Source organism: Synechococcus sp. CS-1333, assembly GCF_025128015.1.
In the GTDB taxonomy this organism is placed as follows: domain Bacteria; phylum Cyanobacteriota; class Cyanobacteriia; order PCC-6307; family Cyanobiaceae; genus MW101C3.
Window position 1 is genome coordinate 73,132 of sequence record NZ_JAHLYO010000028.1, and the last position, 19,739, is coordinate 92,870.

Sequence of the window (19,739 nt, forward strand, 5' to 3'; positions counted from 1 at the left end):
TCATGCGCCATCCCCTCCACCGCTTCGCCCCAGGTGTTGCCCCCGCTCCCGTCCCGGCCGTCCCTCAGCAGCTGGAGCGGCCATGCCCTGGTGGTGGGTGCCGGCGGCATCGGCCGCGCCCTGGTGCAGGCCCTGGCCGAGCGGGCCCCCGGGCTCTGCCTCTGGGGCGCCAGCCGCCGCGGCTGGCCTGCCCGGCCGGGAGAGCCGCAGCTGGGCGCGCGCGCACTGCAGCTCGACCTCTGCGCGGACGCCAGTCTGCAGGCCGCTGCCGCCACGCTGCAGGCCCAGGCCGGCACCTTGCGCCTCGTGATCAACACGGCGGGCCTCCTGCACGACGGCCCCGCTCTGCAACCGGAAAAGCGGCTCAGCCAGCTGAACCGCGCCGCCCTGGAGCGAGTGTTCGCGGTGAATGCCTACGGCCCGATTCTGCTGGCCCAGGCCCTGGAGCGGCTGCTGCCGGCCGCAGAGCCGGCGCTGTTCGCCAGCCTGTCGGCACGGGTCGGCAGCATCGGCGACAACAGCCTGGGGGGCTGGTACGGCTACCGCAGTGCCAAGGCCGCCCAGAATCAGTTGCTGCGTTGCCTGGCCCTGGAGTGGCGTCGCCGCCGACCCCTCGCCACCGTGACCCTGCTGCATCCCGGCACCACGGCCACCGATCTCTCAGCGCCTTTCCGCAGCGGCGTGCCGCCGGAGCGCCTGTTCAGCCCCGAGCGAGCCGCCCACCACCTCCTGGACGTGCTGGAACTGCAGGGCCCGGAGCAGAGCGGCAGCTTCCTGGCCTGGGACGGTAGCCCGGTTCCGTGGTGAAGGCGGGGTGTGAAGACGGTGGAGTGTTCGGCTGACGCGGGCTGATGTGACCGGGGTGACGTGAAGGGTGGTGCAGGTGGTGGGAGAGAGGTGATGCAGCTGCTGAGGCGCGGCGCTCACCCCACGTGGGCCAGCTCCTTCAGCAACTCCAGCGGGATCACCTCAAGTGCAGACGCTTCCGTGGCCTCCAGCCGCACCGGCGGCGCCACCCCGTCCTGGTAGGCCTCCAGCCAGCGGGCGGCACAGATGCACCAGTGGTTTCCGGGCTGAAGACCCGGAAAGCCGTAGGCCGGCATCGGTGTGGAAAGGTCGTTGCCGCGGGAACGGCTGTAGCGCAGGAAGACATCGTTCACCACACAGCAGACGGTGTGGCGTCCCGTGTCGCTGCTGTCGGTACGGCAGAAACCATCGCGGTACCAGCCGGTGCGGGGTGTGCATCCGCAGATCTCAAGCGTCTCACCGAGCACATTGCGGGCCACCACTGGCGCTGAAGAAGAACGCGGTTCCACGGATCGTGCCGAAATCATCCCAAAGTCTGCAGGACCAATGGCGGGAATGGCCCTGGGAGGTTGACGGAATCGGGGGGGCAGGCGTTAAAGGTCATTGTGCAGTGGTGCTGGAAGGCTCCCTTCTGCCGCCCTTACGACTTGCGATACCCCCTTCATGAGCTGGGATTTCACCGAAGATGCTGCCTTCATGGCGCTGCTCGACGCCTTCAAGGAAAGCGGTGAAAGCTCCGCGATGGAGTTTCTTGCCCACGGTGAAGGCGCTTTCCATTTCCAGGAGCTCACCCAGAATGCCGCCGGTGAGGGGGTCGACCTGAGTGATTCGACCGATCTCCAGGCGTTTCAACAAGAGGTGATCGACACCCTCGAAGATCTCTGATCCGGCTATGGCGCTGAAACCTCTCCGTTCAGTGCGTTGCCTTGATGGCTCGCTGACGGAGCTTCGGTGTTGGAGGATCTGTTTCGAACCCGCATGGCTGAATGCTGAGGGCCAGTGGCTCCCGGCCAAAGGCTTGGGGCTGAGATAAACGCATCGCTTGAACTGCCGCCTGCTGGTTGCGCTGACGCGGCGGAATCAAGCGCTGACCCAACGCAGGGCACGTCAGCGGACCGGTTCCTCCAGTAGCTGATTGAACCCAGGCGATTCAGCCGTAGAAGAAGGCGATTTCCTTGTCCTTGAGGCCATCCCAGCCGGCGGCCTTGAGGCGGGCATCAAGGCTGGCCTGATCGAAATGCTTGGCCCCGGTTTTCACCACCCGGTTGCGCATCGATTTCTTCACGCCGCTGCGGGCCCGTTGGGCCTCCAGTTCCATCACCTCGCGGTACAGGCTCAGCATCTCGGCCGGAATCGGCGAGCCGTCAAGGTCGAGTCCGGCTGCGATGGCCGCATCCACTCCGTCAGGTCCGGCAATGGCCATAGCAGCAGTGCAAGAGAGCCTCCCCAGCCTGACACCGCGCCCGTACCTGCCATCGCCTCGGGATGGCTTCCTCAGGCGCTGAAGTAGCGCGCCTGGCTGTGCAGGGCCACCAGGGCGGTGGTGCTCTGCTCGGGCTCCAGCTGGTCGCTTTCGTCCATGCTCAGCCCGATGCGCTCCGCCCCCAGCCATTGCAGCTGGGGACGGGAATCGGCCACGTTGGGGCAGGCGGGATAGCCGAAGGAGTAGCGGCTGCCGCGATAGCGCTGGGCAAGCACATCGCGCAGGGCGCTGGGTTCCTCGGCGACGAAGCCCAGTTCGCGTCGGATGCGCGCATGGGTCCACTCGGCCAGTGCTTCAGCCATCTGCACCCCCAGACCGTGGAAATAGAGATAGTCGGTGTAGCGATCGGCGGCGAAGAGTTCGCGCGCGAAGACTGTGGCCTTCTCCCCCATCGTGACGGCCTGCATCGGCAGCACATCGGTGGGCCGCCCCTGGCAGAGGTCGCGGTAGAAATCGGCGACGCAGTAGCGGTTGCCGCCCCTCTGGCGCGGCAGCTCGAAACGGCCCAGCTCCCGCTCAGGCGCGGCCGGATCGAAGACCACCAGCGCGTTGCCGAGCCGGCCACAGGGGAAGTAGCCGTAGGCCACCCGTGGAGTGAGCAACTTCTCCTCCAGGCAGCGCTGCATCCAGTGCTGCAACACCGGTTCGGCCTTGGCCGCCAGCATCTGCTCGTAGTCGTCGCGACTCTGCTGCTGCGTCTTGCGCAACTGCCACTGGCCGGCGAACAGGGCGTTGCGATCCAGGTAGCCGAACACCTCAGCCAGCGGAATCGCCTGCTCATCGAGCACGCGGCTGCCCAGGAACGGCGGCTGGATGGCGGCTTCTTCTGGAACGGCCTCGGAGCGATGGTCGTTGAGCGGCGCTGCTGCGCTGGATGGCGTCTCTGGCACGACTGCGGCAGCCGCTGGATCCTCGGCATCAGGGGCCGTCTGGGCCGCTGCTGCTGATCCCGGGGCTGCCGGTGCCCCTTCCGCACGGGCGGGGGCGGTTGTCGTGGCGTCATCGACCGTGTCTTCACCGCGCTCCAGCCCAAGTCCGGGCGGAATCTCACCGCTGAAGCCTTCCGCATCACTCCAGCGGTTGTTCTGCTTGGCCTCCACCAGCGCGTCCATGAAGCGCAGGTCGGCGAAGGCATCCCGGCCGTAGATCACCTGACCCCGGTAGACCGCGCGGCAATCCTTGTTGACGAATCGGGGTGTCAGCGCCGCCCCACCAAGAATCACCGGCACCTGAATGCCCGCCTCATTGAAAGCCTGGAGGTTGTCTTTCATGAAGGCGGTGGACTTCACCAGGAGGCCGCTCATGGCGATGCAATCGGCCTGGTGCAGTTTCTGGGCTTCGATGATCGCTTCCACCGACTGCTTGATGCCGAGATTCACCACCTCATAACCGTTGTTGGTGAGAATGATGTCCACCAGATTCTTGCCGATGTCATGAACGTCACCTTTTACCGTGGCGATCAGGAACTTAGCTTTGGCAGAACTCTCGCCTTCCACCCGTTCCATGAAGGGTTCAAGGAACGCCACGGCGAACTTCATCGTCTCAGCGCTCTGCAACACGAAGGGCAACTGCATCTGGCCGGAACCGAACAGCTCACCCACCACCTTCATGCCATCGAGCAGGAAGGTGTTGATGATCTGCAGCGGCGGGTACTTGGCGAGGGCTTCGTTGAGTGAAGCTTCGAGGCCGATGCGCTCACCATCGATGATGTGCTGGGTGAGGCGTTTCTCCACCTCCAGATCCGCCAGCTGCGGCCCCGCGTCGCGTGCTTCCCGGGCGCTGACCCCCTCGAACAGGGTGCTGAGCGTGGTGAGCGGGTCGTAGACGCAGACATCCCCATCGAAACGGCGTGCATCGGCGATCAGATCACGGCATACCTGTTGGTGTTCCTCGCTGATCTTGATCAGCGGCAGGATCTTGGCCGGGCTGATGATCGCCGCATCCATGCCGGCGGCACAGCACGCGTGCAGAAACACGGAGTTGAGCGTGATCCGCGCCGCTGGTGACAGCCCGAAGCTGATGTTGCTCACCCCCAGCACCACGTGCACGCCAGGAAGCTCGCTGCGGATGCGGCGGATCGCCTCGATCGTGGCGGCTCCATTGAGGCGGTCTTCCTCGATGCCGGTGGAGATCGGCAGCGCCAGGGGGTCGTAGAAGATTTCGTGCGCTGGTATGCCGAATTCCAGGGCATCGCGATAGGCGCGCTGGGCAATGGCGAACTTGCGCTCGGCGGTGCGCGCCATCCCCTCTTCATCAATCGTGCCGATCACCACGGCAGCGCCGTAGCGCCGCGCCAGTTCGAGCACCTTGAAGAAGCGCTCATCCCCATCCTCGTAGTTGGTGGAGTTCAGCAGACATTTCCCGCCTGCCACCTTCAGGCCGGCTTCCATCTTCTGCCACTCGGTGGAATCGAGCATCAGCGGCAGATTCACGTTCGTGACCAGCCGGCTGACCAGCTCATGCATGTCACGCTCACCGTCGCGGCCCACATAATCAACGTTGACGTCGAGCACGTGGGCGTTTTCCTTCACCTGGCCGCGTGCCACGGCCACCAGCCCGTCCCAGTCTTCTGCGTTGAGCAGATCACGCACCTTGCGCGAGCCGCTGGCGTTGAGCCGCTCACCGATGATCAGGAACGAGTTGTCCTGGTGGTATGGCGTGACGCCATAAATCGAGGCGGCCGCAGGTTCGTAGTGGAAAGCCGGCCGCTCCAGCCGTTGCTCCGGACGCCGCACGGCCCGCGGGCGGGGTAGCAGATCGGCAGTGAGCTCGCAGAGGGCTGCGATGTGGGCGGGGGTGGTGCCGCAGCAACCGCCGATCACCTGCACGCCGAGATCATTGACGAAGTGCATCAGCTGCAGCTTCAGCTCCAGCGGTGTCAGCCGGTAGTGGGCCACGCCGCCCACGTTTTCGGGCAGCCCGGCGTTGGGAATGCAACTCACCACGAACGGACTGTGCTCGCTCAGATAGCGCATGTGCTCCTTCATCTGCTCGGGCCCGGTGGCGCAGTTGAGGCCGAGCACATCGATCGGGAATGGCTCCAGGATCGACACCACCGCGGCGATGTCGGAGCCCACGAGCATGGTGCCGGTGGTTTCCATCGTGACCGATACCATCAGCGGCCGCCGCTGCCCGGTGGCGCTGAAGGCCGCTTCAATTCCCTGCAGGGCAGCCTTGATCTGCAGCACGTCCTGGCACGTTTCCACGATCAGCAGGTCCACGTCGCCCGCAATCAGGCCTTCCGCCTGCTCCCGGAAGGCGTCGCGCATCGTGTCGAAGTCGATGTGCCCAAGCGTGGGCAACTTGGTGGTGGGCCCCATCGAGCCGGCCACGAAGCGGGGTTTGGTGGGGCTGCTGTATTCAGCAGCGCAGGCGCGGGCCAGTTCGGCCGCCCGCTTGTTGATCGTGAAGGCCTGATCTTCCAGGCCGTATTCGGCCAGCACGATCGAGGCGGCGCCGAAGGTATTGGTTTCGATCACATCACAGCCGGCCTCCAGGAACTGGCGGTGCACGGCCTGCACGGCATCCGGCCGGGTGAACACCAGCTGCTCGTTGCACCCCTCCAGGGCTGCGCCACCGAAGTCGGCGGCGCTGAGATCCATCTGCTGGAGTGAGGTGCCTGTGGCCCCGTCAAACACCAGCACCGGCCGCTCAGGTGCGTGGAGACGCTCCAGAAACCCCATGCGCTGGGTCGCTGGCGCCCCTGCCTGCTGCACCGCTGCCGTCATCGATTACGCGCTCAAGGCCAGCTGTCACTGTAGGAAGTGCCGCTGGCTTACCCATCGAGCCGCACGCGGGTAACCCAGTGCTCGTAGGCCGGATCGCGGCCCTCGGTGATCGCGGTGAGGGCGCTGCGCAGCGTCTCCATGATCGGCCGCGGTCCAGCCAGATCCGTGGTTTCCACCCGGCGCACTGGCGTGACCCGGGCGGCGGTGCCGCTGAGGAACACCTCGTCGGCGACGAACAGCTCCGTTTTGTCGACCGCGCGTTCCAGGGTGGGGATCCCCATGGCCTGCGCCAGCTCGAGGATGCTGGCGCGGGTGATCCCCTCGAGGATGTCCTGGTCGACCCCGGGGGTGATCAGCACGCCGTCGCGCACCATGAACAGGTTCATGCCGCTGGCTTCGCTTACCTTGCCGCGGCTGTTGAGCAGAAGCGCTTCATCAAAGCCGCTCTTGACCGCTTCAGTTTTGGCCAGGGAGCTGGTGATGTACGCGCCGCTGATCTTCCCGCGCAACGGCAGGGAGCGGTCCTCCTGGCGGCACCAACTGCTGATGCGGCAGCTCACCCCATCGGGGGAGAGGTAATCGCCGAGCTCGATGCCGTAGATCAGGAAATCTGTCTCGATGTCGTGGAGGCGTGGCGCGATTCCCAGATCGCTGGTGTACACGAACGGCCGCAGATAGATTGGGGTGGTGGGACGGTTCGCCTGCAGGAACTGCTGAATCGCATCGAGAATCGTGGCCTCCGGCAGCTCGGCCAACAGCAGCCGCGCGCTCTGGGACAGGCGGCGCGTGTGCCGATCGGCGCGGAACAGCAGGATCTCGTTGGGATCTGCCGGGTTGGGCAGGGCCCGCATGCCGCCGAACGCGCCGGTTCCGTAATGGAGGGCGTGGGTGGCCACTGAAATCGTGGCTTCACCGAAGGGAACACAGCGGCCGCCGAACCAGGCGTAAGGAAGAAACTTCTGCATGCGGAAGCGCGTGGAGATGCGGCGCCGGCGGCGTTCGCTGGTGAGATCTTCTCACTGCCGGGGCCGAAGATGGCGTGATGCACCGTCTTGCCGCCGTTCCAGGCCTGCCTTCCGGCTTCGAGGACTCCGCCTTCGTGGAGCAGGAGTCCACGCCGTTGCTGGTGCTCAGCAGTTCAGACACCGATCTGCAGACCCTGGCCGCCGTTCTCGCCCGGCAGCCCAGTGCGGCGCCGGTACGGGGGCTGAACCTGGCGGCGCTGGCCGCGCCGGCGGCGCTCGATCACTACATCGCCACCAGCCTTTCCACCACCCGCGTGGTGCTGGTGCGGCTGCTCGGCGGACGGGGCCACTGGAGTTACGGGCTGGAGCAGCTGCATGCCTGGGCGGAGCACCAACCCGGGCGCCGGCTGATCGTGGCGGCCGGCACGGCCGATCAGGAGCTGGAGCTGGCCAGCCTTGGCAACGGGCCTGAGGATCTGGCCGTGGCGATCAGCCGCTGCCTGCGCGAGGGCGGTGCTGACAACCTGCGCCGCGTGCTCGACAGCCTGGAGGCGCTCGCCGCTGGCCAGGCGGCGCCAGCGCCGGTGCCCTTGCCCCTGGCCGACCCCCTTCCCCACGACTGGCGGGCAGACCCGGGGGCACGGGTGGGGGTGATCCTCTACCGCGCCCTGTTGCAGGCCGGCGACGATCAGCTGGCCACCGTCCTGCTCCAGGCCCTGCGCCGCCAGGGACTCTGCCCGCGGGCGCTGTGGGTGAGTGGCCTGAGGGATCCCGCTGTCCAGCAGGGGGTGGCCGACCTGCTGGACAGGGAGGGGGTGCAGGGCGTGCTGTGCACCACCTCCTTTGCCTCGGTGCAGTTCGAGGAAGCGGGTCTGGGTGCCCCGCTCTGGGACCGCCTCAACGTGCCGGTGATTCAGGTGCTCTGCAGCACCCGCAGCCGTGAGCAATGGGCTGCCAGCAGCATCGGCCTCGGCCCGCTCGATCTCAGCCTGCAGGTGGCTCTGCCCGAGCTTGACGGACGCATCACCAGCCGGGTCGGTGCCTTCAAGGAGCTGGAGCGGGCCGATACCTCGCTTTCGGCAGCGCTGATGCACTACCAGCCGGATCCGGAACGGCTCGACTGGATCGCCCGCCTGCTGGCGGCCTGGGTGGAGCTGCGCCTGACCCCGGTGAAGCAGCGCCGTGTGGCCCTGGTGCTGGCCAACTACCCCACCCGCAACAGCCGCCTGGCCAATGGCGTGGGGCTCGACACCCCCGCCAGCGCCGCGGCGATGCTGCGCTGGCTGGCGGAGGCCGGCTATGACCTGGGCGTGACCCCCTCCGAGCTGCCCGCGGAACTGACGACAGGCCTTCCCGCTGACGGGGATGCCCTGATCCAGCAGCTGCTGTCCGGACGCACCAACGACCCGGAAAGCCAGCACCGGCCGCCGCTCGATCACCTGCCCCTGGCGACCTATCTCGCCTGGTACCAGCAACTCCCGGCGGCGGGCAGGGCCGTGCTGGAGGCCCGCTGGGGGCCTCCAGCTGCCGATGAGGGCCTGGAGCAGGGGCCGGCTGGTGCCGGCTTCCCGATCCGAGGTCTGCGCTTCGGCGCCGTGGCCGTGCTGGTGCAGCCGGAGCGGGGCTACGGCCGCGACCCCAGCCTCAGCTATCACTCCCCCGACCTGCCGCCCACCCATGCCTACCTGGCCCAGTATTTGTGGCTGCGCCAGGTGGCCGCCAGCCAGGTGGTGGTCCACGTGGGCAAGCACGGCAACCTGGAATGGCTCCCCGGCAAGGGGCTCGGCCTCTCCGATCAGTGCTTCCCGGAGTGGGCGCTGGGGCCCATGCCCCACCTGTATCCGTTCATCGTCAACGATCCGGGCGAAGGCTCCCAGGCCAAGCGCCGCGCCCAGGCGGTGATCCTCGATCACCTCACCCCTCCGCTCGATCGGGCCGGGCTGCACGGGCCCCTGCAGGAGCTCGAAGCCCTGCTCGACGAGTACTGGGAGGCCCGCCAGCTGGGCAGCGAGCGCGTCGCTCCCTTACGGGAGCGGCTCGCCGGGCTGCTCTCCTCCCTGGAGCTGCCCGCGCCTGCCACTGCTGGAGACGGCATATCTGCAGATGGATCAGCTGCAGACAGATCATTCGCGGCCGGCGCTGCTGTGGGATCCGCCTCTGCCCAGGCCATCGATGATCTTGAAGCGCGTCTCGATGGCGCCGATGGCTACCTGTGTGAGCTGAAGGAAGCTCAGATCCGCACCGGCCTGCATGTGTTCGGCCACCTGCCTGGCCCCCAGCCCTTGCTGGAGCTGCTGCTGTGCCTGGTGCGGCCCCCCCTGGCCGAGGGCCCTGGTCTCACCCAGGCCCTGGCCGCTGATCTGCAACTGGAGCTGGACCCGTGGGCGGATGCCGAGGAGGCGCCACTCAGCGTCGCGGATCGCCTCCGCCTCCAGGCGTCTCCCGCGGCCGCCGTCTCTGACTCGGCCTCTCCCTCTGCCCCGACCGCCCTGCGCCGCTGTGGTGATGCCGTTGCCCTACTGGAAGCACAGGCCCTCGATCTGCTGAAGCCGCTGCTGGCGCCCACCACCGCCACTGCCGCTTCTGCAGCGGTGGTGGTGGGGCCAACAACCCAGGCCGTACTGGAGCGTGTGCGGCGTCAGCTGCTGCCGCGCCTGCTGGCCTGCGCCAGCGCCGAGCGTCAGGCCCTGCTGCGGGGCCTGGCCGGGGAACGCATTGCCGCCGGGCCCTCCGGGGCGCCCACACGCGGCCGCCCTGATGTGCTGCCCACCGGCCGCAACTTCTACAGCGTGGATCTGCGGGGGCTGCCCACCGAAGCCGCCTGGGACCTGGGGCGTCGCAGCGCCGCCCTGCTGCTGGAAGCCCACTTGCAGCAGGAGGGAGACGACCTTCGCCACCTGGCCCTGTCGGTGTGGGGCACCGCCACGATGCGCAATGGCGGCGAGGACATCGCCCAGGCGCTGGCGCTGATGGGGGTGCGGCCGATGTGGGACGGACCGACCCGGCGCATGGTGGATCTGGAGGTGATTCCGCTCAGCCTGCTGCAACGCCCCCGGGTGGATGTGACGCTGCGCATCTCCGGCCTCTTCCGCGATGCTTTCCCGCAGTTGGTCGACTGGATGAATCAGGCCAGCCGCCGGGTCGCTGTTCTTGATGAAGACGAGAGGCACAACCCGCTGGCAGCCCATGCCCGCCAGGAAGGCCAAAGCGGCAGGGTGTACGGCTCGGCGCCGGGGGCCTATGGGGCGGGGCTTCAGGGGCTGATCGACAGTGGTCAGTGGGAGCAGCGGGGCGATCTCGGTGAGGCCTTCCTCAACTGGAGCGGCTGGCGATACGACGCCAGCGGTGACGGCCGTTGCGAGGCCAGCCCTGATCGCGAGGGGCTGGAGCAGCGGTTGCGTCAGGTGGAGGTGGTGCTCCACAACCAGGACAACCGTGAGCACGACCTGCTGGATTCCGACGACTACTACCAGTTCCAAGGAGGGCTCAGCGCCGCCAGCGAACGGGTGCGCGGTAGCGCTCCGGCCCTCTGGTTCGCTGATCATTCGCGCCACCAGCGGCCGCGCGTGCACCGGCTGGAGCATGAATTCGACAAGGTGCTCCGCTCACGCGTGCTGAACCCGCGCTGGATTCAGGGCATGCTTGCCCACGGATACAAGGGCGGTTTCGAGCTGGCCGCCAGCCTCGATTACCTGTTCGCCTATGACGCCAGCACGGGCCGGGTGCCGGATTGGAGCTATGGGGCCATCTGCCGCCAGTGGCTGCAGGACGACGACGTGTTACAGGCGCTGCGGCAGTCGAACCCGTGGGCGCTGCGGGACATGGCCGAGCGGCTGCTGGAGGCCGCCAACCGCGAGCTGTGGCAGGGAGCAGACCCTGCCCAGCTCAAACACCTGAAGGCCTTGGTGATCGGCAGCGAAAGCCTGATCGAAACCTGAACAAGTGAACCGCGGCCACTCACATTCAAGGAGTGAACCGCGGCCGTTCACCAAGCCGATCAGTTGTTGAGGTCGCGGGCCATGGCCTTGAACGGGTCAATGTCGCCAGGCTTGGCCGGCTTCTGGGTGAACTGGGGCTGGGAACTGCCGGCGGCATCGGCCTTGCGGCCTGCAGAGTTGCCGCCGGGCGTGTTGACGGCGACTGCCGCGCCCTTGAGCCGCTGACCCAGTTCAGCGGAGGTGAGGCGGGCCGCGAAGGTTTTCTTCACCGGCTTGGGCACGCCACCGGTGAGGCTGGTGTTGGATTCAGGCGATGCGTTCACCGGCAGGCCGCTGCTGGCTTTCTCCAGACGCGCCGACATCGAATCGACTTCCTGCACCATCTCCTTTTCACCCGGATTGTCGGCATTGCCGGGGAAGGTGTGCCGGATTTTGTTGGAGCGCCGCATGTACTCCACGTTGCCCATGGAGCTGGAGGTGTCGGGGTCGAGGAAGAACGTCTGTTCGCCAGCCTTGGCGGCGGGCTTCTCGGGTTTGGCCGGCTTGGAGGAGAAGCTGCCGTCCTTGGTACCGATGTTCAACAGACGATCGAAGAGACCCATGGTGAGGAAACGGAAACCTGTGATGAACCCTAGCGGCCTGACAAGGCCAGTCCATGGGTATCGGTGCCACAACTTCTCAGCAAACCCAGGCTCTGCAGCTGGCTGGCGATCGCGTCACACACCAACGGTGTGGGCTGCCAGCGGCTGGTCAGGTCGTAGTCGTAGAAGGCTTCGGCCCCATCGAAGCCGAGCTCTGCCGCCGCCGCGATCAGCTGCTGGTGGGGACGCCGGTAGCGGGCCGGATGGGCCAGCAAGGCCAGGCCACCGGCGGCATGAATCGCTTCCCGCACCTTGCCGGCGCGCAGCCCTGGCCCCACCACCGCATGGCCGCGCACGTAAGGCGCCAGGGCCGGGTGGTGCAGCTCGAAGCCCAGGGCCAGCACATGCACCAGGCACCCCTCCAGCAGGCAGCTGATCTCCACCCCGCTCCACAGCTGCGGCACCCGCTGCCCCAGCCGCTGGCGCTCCTCCAGGTGCGCACGGGCCGGTTGGTAAGCCGCGATGCTGTGGTGATCGGTGACGGCGAAATGCTCCAGGCCCATCGCCAGCGCCTGGTCGGCCACGGCGGCCGGTTCGAGGCTGCCGTCGCTGCAATGGGTGTGGCAATGGAAGTTGAGCCGGGTGGGGCAGCTCTGCGCGTCCACCGCAGCCAGCACCTCCACGAGTGGGTGGTCAGCCGGCACCTGCGATCGCCTCCCGTTCGGAACGCAGCCGCCGCCAGCGGGCATAGAACTGGATCGAGGCCGCCATCGCCACCACCAGGGCCACCAGGAACCAGGTGGCAGCTCCCGTGGGGAACTGGGCCTTGAACACCACCAGCATCACCACCAGCACCAGCATCAGGGTGGGCAGCTCATTGAGCGCCCGCAGCTGCCTGCCACTCCAGCGACAGGTGCCCGCCTTGAGCTGCCCCATCAGTCGATAGCAGAACCAGTGGTACACGAGCAGGGCCAGCACCACGGCCAGCTTGGCGTGCATCCAGCTCTGTTTCAGCCAGATCGGCTGCACCAGCAGCAACCCCACCGCCATCGTCACCGCCACCACCATGCCGGGCGTGGTGATGATGTTGGCCAGCCGGCGCTCCATCAGCTCGTACTGGCTGTGGAAAGCGGCGCGCAAGGGCTCGTCCAGCGCTTCGGCTTCCACGTGATAAATGAACAGGCGCACCAGATAGAACAGTCCGGCGAACCACACCACCACGCCAACAATGTGGAGGGTCTTGAACCAGAGGTAGGCCTCGGGGGGCAGGGCCAGGGCCGGCATCGGCAGCGAAGGGATGGCCCGTTCAAGTTAGGCGGCACCGGTGGGGGCCGATCCGGCCGCCCGCTCCAGGTGGGCCGCAGCGGCGACGGCGACCGCTTGCCGCTCCTCAGCAGGGAGGCGATCGAGCTGGGCGATCACCAGGGCCATGCGGGGATTGCCGCGCAGCAGGGCTTCGTGGCGGTCCAGGAAGTTCCAGTAGAGGGTGGTGAAGGGGCAGGCCGCTGGCCCGGTGCGCTGTGCCGGATCGAAGCGGCAGCTTTTGCAGTAGTTGCTCATGCGGGCGATGAAGCGGTCGCTGGCGGCGTAGGGCTTGCTGGCCAGCTGCCCGCCGTCGGCAAAGACCCCCATGCCCAGCACATTGGTCTGCATCACCCAGTCGTGGCCGTCGATGAACAGGCGGTGGAACCAGACGGTGAGGGCCTGGGGATCGAGCCCTGCCAGCAGGCCGTAGTTGGCCAGCACCATCAGCCGCTGGATGTGATGGGCGTAGCCGGTGCGATCCAGTTCGCCGAGCACCTGATCCAGGCAGGCCATGCCGCTGCCGCCCAGGTGCTCGAACCAGAGGGGCAGGGGCCGGGTGTGGCCGAAGTGGTTGCGGCCTGCATACCCCTCGCCGAACCAGTGGTAGAGGCCGTGCATGTATTCGCGCCAGCCGAGCAGCTGCCGGATCACCCCCTCCAGGCTGGCGAGCGGCACCGGTGGCTCCACGCCGCTCGCCGCGCCCGTACCTGCCGACTCCAGCCGGCGGATCACCTCCAGCGGTTCCAGCAGGCCCAGGTTCAGGTAGGGGCTGATCAGGGCATGCCAGAGCGTGGGCTGGCCGCTGACCATGGCGTCCTGGTAGGGGCCGAAACCAGCCAGGCGGGTGGCCACGAAGTGATCAAGCACCTGCAGCGCCTGCTGGCGGGTGACCGCCCAATGGAAAGGCTCCAGCGCACCGGGTAGCGGCGCTTCCCCGGCGGCGGCCCGCTCCGCATCGAGGCGCCGCACTTTCTCGATCACGGCCCGCGTGATCGCATCGGGGCTGAACAGCAGCGGGGCCGGCCCTTCCAGTCCCTGGCGCGGTGGCTTGCGGTTGTCCTTGTCGAAGTTCCACTGCTGGCCGCGCGGTTCGCCGTCCTCCATCAGCACGCCGAAGCGGCGGCGCCCCTCCCGGTAGAAGAGCTCCATGCGCAGCTGCTTGTAGCGGCCAGCCCAGGCCGCGAACGCCTCCCGGCTCCAGAGGAAGTGGTTGGAGGGCAGCCATTCGAGCTGCACCCCGGTGCGCCCGCCCAGATCAAGCCGTTCGATCGCCTGCCGGAAGGGGCGATCCGCCGGCTCCATCACGCGCAGGGTGCGGATGCCCTGCCTCTGGATCCAGTCGATCAAGGTGGTGCCGAATTCCGCCGCCTCCAACAGGTCCACCTGCCAGCCGAGCGCCTGCAGCTCGACGCTGAAGTGCCGCATGGCGCTCCACACCAGCACCAGCTTCTGGCGGTGGTAGCGGCGGCGGGCCACCACACCACTGCTCTCGATCAGCACCACCCGCGCCTGGCCGGGGGCGCTGCTGGCCAGAGCAGCTTGCTGCGCGTGCAGCTGGTCACCCAGCACCCAGAGTCCGAGCCCCGCCATGGCTCCTGCTCAGTTCACGAGGGCGGCGCCGGCGCCGCTGCCGATCCGGCCAACAGGCTCCTGCGCAACGCTGGGGGCTTCATGCCGCTCACAATCGGCGGCCGGCACCAGGTTGTCCGGATCGGGCCCGCCATGGTCAGCCGTGTCGTGGTCAGCCTCGGGGTGGAAGTAGCTCCAGATCTGCTGGGCCAGGGCGGGGCCCACGCCGGGCGCCGCAGCGATCTGGGCCGGGCTGGCCAGCTGGATCGCATCGATCGAGCGGAAGTGCCCAAGCAGCTCCTTCACCCGTTTGGGTCCCAGCCCGGGGATGTCGCTCAAGCGCGAACGCTTCATCCGCTCCCCCCGCTGCTGGCGGTGGAAACTCACCGCGAAGCGGTGCGCTTCATCGCGCAGACGCCGCAGCAGCACGACGCCGAGCTGGTCGGGTTCGGTCTCCAGCGGCTGGCTGGTGCCGGGCAGGAACACTTCCTCCCGCTGCTTCGCCAGGGAGCACACCACCAGGTCTTCGTGCAGGTTCAGTTCCCGCAGCGCCTCCATCACCGCCGAGAGCTGTCCTTTGCCGCCATCGATCATCACCACATCGGGCCAGTCGTTGAGGCCGCCGGTGTGGAGTGCGGTGCCTGTGGCCTTGCGCAGTGCCACCAGATCGGCCCCCTCCGCCTTCGCCTGGGCCCAGCGGCGGAAGCGGCGGCGCATGATCTCGGCCATGGCCATGAAGTCGTCGGAGTGGCCTGAGCGGATGCTGCTGCTCTGGATGCGGTATTTGCGGTAGTGCTGCTTGGCCGGCAGCCCATCCATGAACACCACCTGGGAGGCCACCGCGTCGCTGCCCTGGATGTGGCTGATGTCGTAGCCCTCCACCCGACGCGGCGGCTCGGGCAGATCCAGCAGTTGGGCTAGGTCTTCGGTGGCGAGCTGGTGCTGCTCGGCGCTGCGCTGGGCCCGGCCCAGCTCGAAGGCCGCATTGCGTTCCACCAGTTCGATCAGATCGGCCTTCTGTTGCCGCTGCGGGTGCTGCAGCCGTACCTTGCGGCCCCGGCGCTCACTCAGCCAGTCTTCCACCAGCGCCTGCTGCGGCAAGGGGTGCTGCACCAGCACCTCCGGTGGGATCTCCACCGGCTCCACCTGGCTGTAGTGCTCTTCCAGCACCCGTTGCAGGATCGCCCCGGGGCTGGCGACCGTGGCATCGGCGGTGTAGCCGAGCCGCCCCACCAGCTTGCCGGCCCGCATCTGAAACAGCTGCACGGCGGCCACGCGCGCATCGGCCGCCAGCGCCAGCACATCCCTCGACACGGAGGCATCGGGCAGGGCCATCTTCTGGTCGGCGGTGAGCTGCTCGAGCCCCTGCATCTGGTCGCGTACCCGGGCGGCCGCCTCGAAATCCTCCCGTTCGGCGTAGCGCTCCATCTGGGCGCGTAGCAGCACAAGCAGTTCGTCGCTGCGGCCCTGGAACACCATGGCCACCTTGCGCAAGGTGTGCTGGTAGGCCTCAGGGCTGATCTTTTCCTGGCACACGCCGGGGCAGCGGCCGATCGCGTGGTTCAAGCAGGTGCGATCCCGGTAGAGAGGCTGGGGGCGCTGACGCAGCGGAAACACCCGCTTGACCAGAAACAGGGTGCGGCGCAGAAGACCCACATCCACATAGGGCCCGTAGAAGCGATCGAGCGGGCTGCGCAGCCGGCGGCGACGGGTGATGAAGATGCGCGGGTAGGCCTCGCTCCAGGTGATGCAGAGATAGGGATATTTCTTGTCGTCCTTGAGCAGCACGTTGAAGTGCGGCTGGTGGTTCTTGATCAGGTTGGATTCCAGCGCCAGCGCCTCGGCTTCGCTGTCAGTGACGATGAACTCGATCTCCGCCACCTGACGCACCATCAGGCTGATGCGGGGGCTGAGGTCGTGGGAATCACGGAAGTAGCTGCGCACGCGGCTGCGCAGGCTCTTCGATTTGCCGATGTAAAGGATGCGGTCGTCGAGATCGCGCAGCAGGTAGCAGCCCGGCTCGGCCGGCAGCTCCTTCAGCCGCTGGGCCAGCCGTGCCTGATCCTTCAGCAGCGGTTGCAGCGTGGTCCCCATGCCCAATGCTCCCGCGAGAGGCGGCTCAGCCGCCGTACTGCCAGCCGGTGGTGGACAGCTCCAGTGCGGCGCCATCGCGGTGAAGCTGGGCCGACTTAACTTCCGCCACGAACACGGTGTGATCACCGTGGGCCACCTGGCCCACCACCGCGCATTCCACGGCGCCGAGCGCGTCGTCGAGCACAGGCAGGCCCAGGGGCCCGAGCGTGAAGGGAGCGGCATCGAAGCGGCCACCGATGCCTTTCTGGGGCTTGAAGAACACCGCCGCCAGGTCTTTCTGCTCGGCAGAGAGCACGTTGAGCGAGAAGCGGCCCGTGCGGCTGATGATGCCGTTGCTGGTGGAATCGGCGCGCACGGCCATCACCACGAGCGGCGGATCGAACGACCCCTGGGTGACCCAGCTGGCGGTGAAGCCGTTGACGTCATCGCCCTCGGCCACGCCACAGATGAACACGCCGTGGGGGATCTTGCGCAGCAGGGTTTTCTTGGCGGCGCTGTCGAGCACGGGGGCGGCGGCGCCATCGACGTTGAGATCCACAGCCATGGCCTGGTTCCTGGAGGTGATTCCAACCTTAGGCAAGCCGGAGGGGGGGACCGCTCGCGACCGCAGCCAGCAGCAGCCTCCATAGGATCCCCCCGCCGCTCCCGCCGCCGGGCCCCTCGCCCCCGCTCCCATGAAGGCCCTCTACCCCGGCAGCTTCGATCCGATCACCCTTGGCCACCTCGACCTGATCGAGCGCAGCAGTCGCCTGTTCGAGCAGGTGCTGGTGGGGGTGCTGCAGAACCCCTCCAAACAGCCCAGCTTTTCGCTTGACCAGAGGCTGGCGCAGATCCGCCGCGCCACCGCCCATCTCAGCAATGTGGAGGTGGGCAGCTTCGACGGCCTCACCGTGGAGTTCGCGCGCCGGACGGGCACGGGAGTGATCCTGCGGGGGCTGCGGGCGATGAGCGATTTTGAGTTCGAGCTGCAGATCGCCCACACCAATCTCAGCCTGGCGCCGGAGGTGGAAACGCTGTTCCTGGCCACCGCCGTGCCCCACAGCTTCCTCAGCAGCAGCGTGGTGAAGGAGGTAGCGCGCTTCGGCGGTGAGGTGCGCCACCTGGTGCCCGGCGGAGTGGCGGAGGAACTCGCCAGGCTCTTTAATCAGACATTCCCGCCCCGATGAGATGACCGAGACTCGGATCAGCGTGCTGGAACAGCTCGAACAACTCGAAGAGATCGTGCTGGAGGGCTCGCGCATCCCCTTCAGCGGCGGCCGGCTGGTGAACGAGCAGGACGCCATCGAGGTGTTCGACACGATTCGCGAGAAGCTCCCGGCGGAGCTGCTTCAGGCGCAGGAGCTGCTGGCTCAGCGCGACACGTTCATCGCCAAGGCGCGGCAGCAGGCCGAAGAGATCATGGTGCAGGCCCGCCGCGAGCGGGAGCAGCTGATCAATGCCGCTTCGGTGCGGCAGGAAGCGGAACAGCAGGGGGCGCAGATCCGGGAGCACACCCGCCAGCAGTGCGAGCAGATGCAGCTGGCCACCCGTCAGCAGGTGGCCCAGGCAGAGCAGGAGCACCAGACCCGTCAGGCCCAGATGGAGCAGCAGTTCGGTGCGCGCCGCCAGCAACTGGAGCAGGAGGCGATCCAGCGCCGCCAGCAGCTCGACGCCGAGTACACCGAGCTCAAGCGTCAGCTGGGCGACCAGCATGAACGCAGTCGTCAGCAGAGCCTGCAGGAGATCGAGCAGATCCGCCAGGAAGGCTTGCGCATTCAGCGCGAGAGCCAGGCGGAGGCCGAACGCCTGCACAGCGACGCCCTGCAGTTCCGCCAGCAGACCCAGCAGCAGTGCGAACAGTTGATCACCCGCACGCGGCAGGAGGCGGGAGCGGTGCAGGAAGGCGCCAACCGTTATGCCGAGCAGGTGCTGACGGAGCTGGAAACGCGGCTTGGCGAACTCAACAAGGTGGTGCATGCCGGGCGGCGTGAGCTGGGGCGGCTGCAGACCAGCGAGACCCCTCCGGCCAGTGATCGTGCTGCCCTCCAACCCGCCGCTGAGGCTGAAGCCAAGGAGGCTCCCCTCACCAGCCGCGCCCGCCGCGCCGCCTCACGCCTCAGGCAGGTGGCTGGCAGAGGCTGACGATCTGCACGTCGCGGAGCACCCGGCCGATCGTGGTGTTCGGTGAACTGGCTCCATTGGAGATCAGGCTCACGTAGCGGGGGCCATCCGTGGTGTCGAGCACGCCGCTGATCGAACGCACGCCGGTGAGCGTCCCGGTTTTGGCGTGCAGGCGTCCGTCGAGGCTGGTGCCCTTGTAGAGATTGCGCAGGGTGCCGCGCCGCCCGGCCACGGCCATCGAGGCGATGTAGTTGGAGCCGAAGGGGTGCTGGGCCATGCGCAGAAGCAGGCCGGCGAGCAGGCGGGAGGTTAGCCGGTCGCCGCGGTCGAGGCCGCTGCCGCCCATCACCACCACACCTTCGGTGGGCAACCCCTGGGCCCGCAGCCATTGCAGGGCAGCCTGCCGGCTCTGGGGCAGCGACCAGGTGCCGCTTGCCTGCCGCAGCAACACCTCAGCGGTGAAGTTGTGGCTTTCGGAATTCGCCAGGCTGAGCAGGTTGTGCATCGGTGCTGAGGGTTCCTCGTGCAGCAGCACGGATCCTTCCGGCAGCGGTGCCAGGGACGACACCATGGCCAGTTGCACGTTCCGCCCTCCCTGGCTGGTCAGTGTGCGGGTGAGCAGGCGCTGCAGACGACCGGGTGGATTGGCCACAGCCATGTCGATCGCGTTGCTGGTGATGGCCAGCCGGGTGATCGGCGCCCCATAGGCGTAGGCGCGATCCTCCGGATGCCAGCCCTGGGGCCACCAGGCCTGGGGCGGTTCTTCGGCCAGCTCCAGGCGCACATTGGCACCCGGCAGGCCTGGCCCACCTCCTGAACCAAGGGCCAGCTGGGCGAAGCGCTGCAACTGGGGCAGATCGAGATCGGGATCCCCCTCGCCGGTGAGGCGCAGGGTGCCATCAGGCAGACGCCAGAGCCGGGTGGTGAGGCGGTAGTCGGGGCCCAGCCGGTCGAGGGCGAAGGCGGAACTGACCAGCTTCTGGTTCGAGGCCGGCACGCGCGGACGCAGGCCGTTCACATCGGCCAGCAGCCGGCCGTTGCCATCGGCCACGGTGACACTCCACACACCGATTTCGGGGCCGAGGTGGGCGCGCACCCGTTGCTGCAGGGCCGGGCAGCTGACCTGGTTCTGTAACTGGGGCAACCCGACGGCCGGCGGCGCCGCCGGC

The 19,739-nt window shown here is 67.6% G+C and carries 15 protein-coding genes and 1 pseudogene; 5 read left to right on the top strand and 11 right to left on the bottom strand.

Translation table 11 applies throughout. The annotated features are described in order from the left end of the window. The first annotated feature begins 36 nt into the window (after positions 1-36). Positions 37-807, top strand: a complete 771-nt coding sequence (locus KQ303_RS11295; protein WP_259730366.1) for an SDR family NAD(P)-dependent oxidoreductase — start codon at positions 37-39, stop codon at positions 805-807. 116 nt (positions 808-923) lie between these two features. On the opposite strand, the gene KQ303_RS11300 is transcribed toward KQ303_RS11295, so the two are convergent. Then, a complete protein-coding gene (locus tag KQ303_RS11300) occupies positions 924-1,316 on the bottom strand; it encodes a DUF2237 family protein (protein ID WP_255100886.1) in 393 nt (130 codons plus the stop codon). Between the two features lie 154 nt (positions 1,317-1,470). Here KQ303_RS11300 and KQ303_RS11305 point away from each other — a divergent pair, with 154 nt between their 5' ends. Beyond that, on the top strand, positions 1,471-1,692 hold the full coding sequence (locus KQ303_RS11305) for a hypothetical protein (RefSeq protein WP_094512850.1): 222 nt from the start codon (positions 1,471-1,473) through the stop codon (positions 1,690-1,692). Positions 1,693-1,957: 265 nt separating this feature from the next. Here KQ303_RS11305 and KQ303_RS11310 read toward each other — a convergent pair whose 3' ends face one another. The 3 genes from KQ303_RS11310 to KQ303_RS11320 all read right to left on the bottom strand — a co-directional run bounded on the left by KQ303_RS11310 (position 1,958) and on the right by KQ303_RS11320 (position 6,983). Further along, positions 1,958-2,230 (bottom strand): DUF4090 family protein, encoded by a 273-nt coding sequence (locus tag KQ303_RS11310; protein ID WP_259730367.1) that lies wholly within the window; start codon positions 2,228-2,230, stop codon positions 1,958-1,960. A gap of 71 nt (positions 2,231-2,301) precedes the next feature. Then, positions 2,302-6,018 carry a methionine synthase gene (metH, locus tag KQ303_RS11315; RefSeq protein WP_259730368.1) on the bottom strand — a complete coding sequence of 1,239 codons (3,717 nt, stop codon included), beginning with the start codon at positions 6,016-6,018 and terminating at the stop codon, positions 2,302-2,304. A gap of 47 nt (positions 6,019-6,065) precedes the next feature. Further along, entirely contained in the window at positions 6,066-6,983 is a 918-nt protein-coding gene (locus KQ303_RS11320) for a branched-chain amino acid transaminase (RefSeq protein ID WP_259730369.1), read from the bottom strand. Between the two features lie 77 nt (positions 6,984-7,060). On the opposite strand from KQ303_RS11320, the gene cobN reads away from it, so the two are divergent. Next, entirely contained in the window at positions 7,061-10,921 is a 3,861-nt protein-coding gene (gene cobN, locus KQ303_RS11325; RefSeq protein ID WP_259730380.1) for a cobaltochelatase subunit CobN, read from the top strand. A gap of 59 nt (positions 10,922-10,980) precedes the next feature. On the opposite strand, the gene KQ303_RS11330 is transcribed toward cobN, so the two are convergent. The 6 genes and pseudogenes from KQ303_RS11330 to KQ303_RS11355 all read right to left on the bottom strand — a co-directional run bounded on the left by KQ303_RS11330 (position 10,981) and on the right by KQ303_RS11355 (position 17,014). After that, positions 10,981-11,523, bottom strand: coding sequence for a hypothetical protein (locus tag KQ303_RS11330; protein WP_259730370.1), 543 nt, complete (start codon positions 11,521-11,523; stop codon positions 10,981-10,983). 29 nt (positions 11,524-11,552) lie between these two features. After that, positions 11,553-12,251: a PHP domain-containing protein gene (locus KQ303_RS11335; protein WP_094512844.1), complete on the bottom strand. Its 699-nt coding sequence runs from the start codon at positions 12,249-12,251 to the stop codon at positions 11,553-11,555. Continuing rightward, positions 12,196-12,786: a protoporphyrinogen oxidase HemJ gene (gene hemJ / locus KQ303_RS11340; RefSeq protein ID WP_094512843.1), complete on the bottom strand. Its 591-nt coding sequence runs from the start codon at positions 12,784-12,786 to the stop codon at positions 12,196-12,198. The genes KQ303_RS11335 and hemJ overlap by 56 nt, the downstream gene beginning before the upstream one ends. Before the next feature lie 27 nt (positions 12,787-12,813). After that, positions 12,814-14,397 (bottom strand): cryptochrome/photolyase family protein, encoded by a 1,584-nt coding sequence (locus KQ303_RS11345; RefSeq protein WP_259730371.1) that lies wholly within the window; start codon positions 14,395-14,397, stop codon positions 12,814-12,816. 150 nt (positions 14,398-14,547) lie between these two features. Beyond that, positions 14,548-16,470, bottom strand: a pseudogene (uvrC, locus tag KQ303_RS11350) (excinuclease ABC subunit UvrC); the annotation flags it as partial. Between the two features lie 25 nt (positions 16,471-16,495). Then, the gene (locus tag KQ303_RS11355; protein ID WP_259730372.1) at positions 16,496-17,014 is read right to left on the bottom strand and encodes a flavin reductase family protein; all 519 of its coding nucleotides are present in this window, start codon (positions 17,012-17,014) and stop codon (positions 16,496-16,498) included. A 130-nt stretch (positions 17,015-17,144) separates the two neighbouring features. On the opposite strand from KQ303_RS11355, the gene coaD reads away from it, so the two are divergent. Both coaD and KQ303_RS11365 read left to right on the top strand, forming a co-directional pair. Then, positions 17,145-17,636 (top strand): pantetheine-phosphate adenylyltransferase, encoded by a 492-nt coding sequence (coaD, locus tag KQ303_RS11360; RefSeq protein ID WP_259730373.1) that lies wholly within the window; start codon positions 17,145-17,147, stop codon positions 17,634-17,636. Between the two features lies 1 nt (position 17,637). Next, positions 17,638-18,591 (top strand): hypothetical protein, encoded by a 954-nt coding sequence (locus KQ303_RS11365; protein ID WP_259730374.1) that lies wholly within the window; start codon positions 17,638-17,640, stop codon positions 18,589-18,591. On the opposite strand, the gene KQ303_RS11370 is transcribed toward KQ303_RS11365, so the two are convergent. Then, on the bottom strand, positions 18,566-19,739 hold a 1,174-nt coding region (locus KQ303_RS11370), incomplete at its 5' end, for a D-alanyl-D-alanine carboxypeptidase/D-alanyl-D-alanine-endopeptidase (protein ID WP_259730375.1). The two genes, KQ303_RS11365 and KQ303_RS11370, sit on opposite strands and share 26 nt — an antisense overlap.

Coding starts and splice junctions, on each gene's coding strand:
- KQ303_RS11320 (WP_259730369.1), bottom strand. CDS start 6,983: ATGCAGAAGTTTCTTCCTTACGCCTGGTTCGGCGGCCGCTGTGTTCCC.
- KQ303_RS11355 (WP_259730372.1), bottom strand. CDS start 17,014: ATGGCTGTGGATCTCAACGTCGATGGCGCCGCCGCCCCCGTGCTCGAC.
- KQ303_RS11365 (WP_259730374.1), top strand. CDS start 17,638: ATGACCGAGACTCGGATCAGCGTGCTGGAACAGCTCGAACAACTCGAA.
- metH (WP_259730368.1), bottom strand. CDS start 6,018: ATGACGGCAGCGGTGCAGCAGGCAGGGGCGCCAGCGACCCAGCGCATG.
- KQ303_RS11345 (WP_259730371.1), bottom strand. CDS start 14,397: ATGGCGGGGCTCGGACTCTGGGTGCTGGGTGACCAGCTGCACGCGCAG.
- coaD (WP_259730373.1), top strand. CDS start 17,145: ATGAAGGCCCTCTACCCCGGCAGCTTCGATCCGATCACCCTTGGCCAC.
- KQ303_RS11335 (WP_094512844.1), bottom strand. CDS start 12,251: ATGCCCGCTGGCGGCGGCTGCGTTCCGAACGGGAGGCGATCGCAGGTG.
- hemJ (WP_094512843.1), bottom strand. CDS start 12,786: ATGCCGGCCCTGGCCCTGCCCCCCGAGGCCTACCTCTGGTTCAAGACC.
- KQ303_RS11305 (WP_094512850.1), top strand. CDS start 1,471: ATGAGCTGGGATTTCACCGAAGATGCTGCCTTCATGGCGCTGCTCGAC.
- cobN (WP_259730380.1), top strand. CDS start 7,061: ATGCACCGTCTTGCCGCCGTTCCAGGCCTGCCTTCCGGCTTCGAGGAC.
- KQ303_RS11330 (WP_259730370.1), bottom strand. CDS start 11,523: ATGGGTCTCTTCGATCGTCTGTTGAACATCGGTACCAAGGACGGCAGC.
- KQ303_RS11310 (WP_259730367.1), bottom strand. CDS start 2,230: ATGGCCATTGCCGGACCTGACGGAGTGGATGCGGCCATCGCAGCCGGA.